General features: G+C 37.8%; 2 protein-coding genes. Both read right to left on the reverse strand.

Features of this window, described 5'->3' with window-relative positions; translation table 11 throughout:
• Positions 1-258 precede the first annotated feature (258 nt).
• The gene (locus D5R40_RS31230; RefSeq protein ID WP_124146527.1) at positions 259-1845 is read right to left on the reverse strand and encodes a phytoene desaturase family protein; all 1587 of its coding nucleotides are present in this window, start codon (positions 1843-1845) and stop codon (positions 259-261) included.
• A 492-nt stretch (positions 1846-2337) separates the two neighbouring features.
• Positions 2338-3129 carry a class II aldolase/adducin family protein gene (locus tag D5R40_RS31235; protein WP_124146528.1) on the reverse strand — a complete coding sequence of 264 codons (792 nt, stop codon included), beginning with the start codon at positions 3127-3129 and terminating at the stop codon, positions 2338-2340.
• Positions 3130-3530 lie beyond the last annotated feature (401 nt).

Genomic DNA, 3530 nt, shown 5'->3' on the forward strand with positions numbered 1-3530 from the left:
GTACCATTGGTGGCCGAAAATTCAGGTTTAATTACTCCGATGCTACCGGATTTGAGATCATAAGTCCGTTCGATTTACAACTTCTTCTCACTTAGATTAATGTGAGTTCGAGGGAGTCTAAAACCCTCATTCTTTACTATTAAGGCTAGAATAGTAGGAAATTCCCTCGGGTACAGTTTCTGAATTAAGTTGTAAAATCTCTATACTAGGTATACTTACCATCTTTATTTCCATAATTTAATTTAATGAGTTGCAATTCTAGAATTTTTCTAGAATTTTCATCGCTGCATTATGCCCTGGAATTCCACTAACGCACCCACCCCGTTTAGCTCCAGAACCACACAAGAAGATATTATCAAAGCCAATCTCCACGCCCCACATTCCCCGTTCTTCCTCTGATTCTACAAAAGGCCACGAAAGAGATTGATGGAAGACATGACCTGTGGGAATGCCCACTTCTCGTTCCACGTCCACTGGAGTCGCAATATCAACACAAAGTTGACCATTTTCATCCCGCGCTATACAATCTTTTATGGGATCTAATAAATATTGATTTACCCCATTAAGATACCTCTCCAATACTTTCTGTTTCTCTGTTTGATTGTCTTTAACAAATAAGCTATAAGGCATTTCCAACCCAAATAAAGTTAGGGTCTGATAACCTTCTGCTCTCAGAGATGGGGAAAGGATAGAATCATCTGTTAAACTATGACAATAAAACTCCCCTGGAGGATGTTCTGGTATCATTCCTTCACAAGCCATTTTGTAGCTCTCAATGATGTTTTGATAACCCTCGTTGACGTGGAATGTTCCAGTAAATGCTTCTACAGAATCGTAATCTGCTTTCAAACGAGGTAACTTCCTTAAAACCATATTAATTTTGACAAAAGATCCTTCATCTTTGGGATCGTTGGGAGGATTATACCCACTCAACAGTTGCGAAAGTTTTTTCGGGGCAAGATTAACTAAGACATATTTTCCACTGATATAGCTTTCTTGGTTATTATGTTGAAACTTTACGGTGGCTTGCTCTTCTTCTGGCTCTATTTTTGTAACTTCAGCATGGTTGAGTATCTCCACACCATTTTTTTTGCATTGAGCAACAAGTTCCTCTGTCAGTTTCCCCATACCACCCACTGGAACGCACCAATCTCCTGTACCATTGGCAATAATATGATAAAGAAACGTCCGATTCTGTTGTAAGGAAGAGTCATGGGGATGGGTAAAGGTGCCAATCGTTCCATCTGTGAATACTAAACCCCGCACCAAATCACTTTGAAAGAATTCTTCAATAGCAACTCCCAAGGGTTGCTCCATAAATAGCTGCCAGGCTAGCTTTTCTTCTTCTGTTTGAAAAAGCTTTTTAATTTCTTCTCTAGTCTGCATCGGTTCAAGCAATGAATGCCAAAGATGCTTTCCTAGAGATTTTTGTAATTGATGGAATTTGAAATAGTTTTGGTACTCTTCTGAATTTCCGGTGAGTTGTTCAAAAGATTTCTTAGTAATTGCTTCATCACTATTACTAATCAGTAAACCTTCATGCTTTCCATCTTTTTCGTATGGAGTAAAGGAAGCAGGATTTCTTTGTCGGAATTTAAAATCTAAATCTAGATCTGAGATAATTTTTTGTGGCAGCATTCCCACTAGATAAGCATAAACTGAGAGTTTCGCTTCAATACCCGGAAATAGTTGGCGGGAAACAACTGCTCCTCCTACTTTATCGTGTTTTTCTAGAACTAAAACAGATTTACCCGCTTTGGCAAGATAACAGGCTGCAATTAGTCCATTGTGTCCACCACCGACGATAACAACATCGTAGTTTTTTTGTATGTTTGAATATGGCATGATTTTCTCTACTTATTGGGTAATTTCAGTTATCAGTACCTCTGGCTCAACCCAGAAGCTTGAAATAATGAACCAAATATTTTTTTAATTCCTTTAAAAGGGAAGGCTTTATATAGAATCCGGGTAATTACTATAGCTTGCGTCATTGCGACTGGAACGGAGTGGAAGCAAGCAATCTCCGTGTACCCCTGAGATTGCTTCCTATCGTCGCTGCGGACGACTGTTCAACCGGATTCTATACGGCGGATGTCAAGTCAGTTAGGTACACCTGTCACAGGCATCTTGCCTGTGTTACAAAGGTATTATCTTTAACATTTGTACCTCACTATCCTTGAAAATGCTATATTATATCATGTCCGGATAATCAGTGATCAAAAAACCTTTTCCCTTCTAACCTTTTCTTTCCTTCTGCCTCCTGCCTCCTGCCTTCTGCCTTACCTCCTCCAAAGTATAAGTATTCAACTGGACATGATATTACACCTTATTTTTTGGTCAAATATCAATATAGGAAGGATCTAGCCGATTAAGCAAACGGCGATTAGCTTCCCATACGAGTTGGAATTCTTTGTTGTCCTGTAGGAATGGACCCTCGAACTGCTTTGCTGTATGTTCGCAAATCTCAGGTGATGGTATAATCGGTTTGGCGTTGCTATTTAACACATTAACCTGAATTTCGCAAGCCTTATTCAGGTAGTACATATAGTAAAATGCCTCTGCAACTGTTTCACCTACAGTTAAAAGACCGTGGTTACGGAGGATTAAACATTTCTTGTCTCCCAGAGATGCCACAAGTCTTTCTCGCTCATCAAGGTCAAGTGATATTCCCTCATAATCATGGTAGGCAACTCGATTATAAAATTCCATAGAAATTTGGTTAAGAGGCAACAAACCTTCTTCCATCGCCGCAACTGCCATACCACTAACAGTATGGGTGTGGATGATTGCATGGGCGTTAGGGCAACCTAAATGAATAGCACTGTGTATCGTAAATCCTGCTGGATTTACTTCCGCATCTGCCGAATTAATTTTGTTGCCATTTGCATCCACTGGAACCAAATTTGATGCACATATTTCGTCAAACATCATACCATAAGGATTAATGAGGAATATTGGTGGCTCCTCTTTAATGCGCACGGAAATATGGGTGTAGATCATGTCTGTCATCCCATAGTAGTGAATCAAGCGGTAAGCAGCAGCAAGATCGATGCGCAAATTTCGTTCTTCTTCGGAATAAAAGCGAGTTATGGGATTATTTAGGTTAGAACTTTTTGTCTTGACATTCATGGTTTAGTTTTTTTATATTTTCATTAATTTAGTAGTTACCAAAGAATTAATAATTAATAATTAATAATTAAAGAATTCAGGTTTAAAATCTTCCCTTTTAAGGGAAAAAAGACAATATTTATTATATTCAATCCTCTCGGTTTTAACCAGAGGTAATTATCAATCATCAATTATACATTAATCAAAAAAACATCATAATACACGAAATTTAATTAGCATGAAACAAATTTACTTTTAGAGATTAAATCACCATCCTTAAGGTCAGTTAATTTATAACCAAAGGAAGTTAAAGTATCATTGCCTTTAGATGTTACAGCGGATTCCAGGTTTATGAGGTACATTCAATAATTAATAATTAATAATTAATAATTAATAATTACCTCTCCTTGAAAAGAAGAGGA

This window comes from Okeania hirsuta (genome assembly GCF_003838195.1).
In the GTDB taxonomy this organism is placed as follows: Bacteria; Cyanobacteriota; Cyanobacteriia; order Cyanobacteriales; family Microcoleaceae; genus Okeania; species Okeania hirsuta.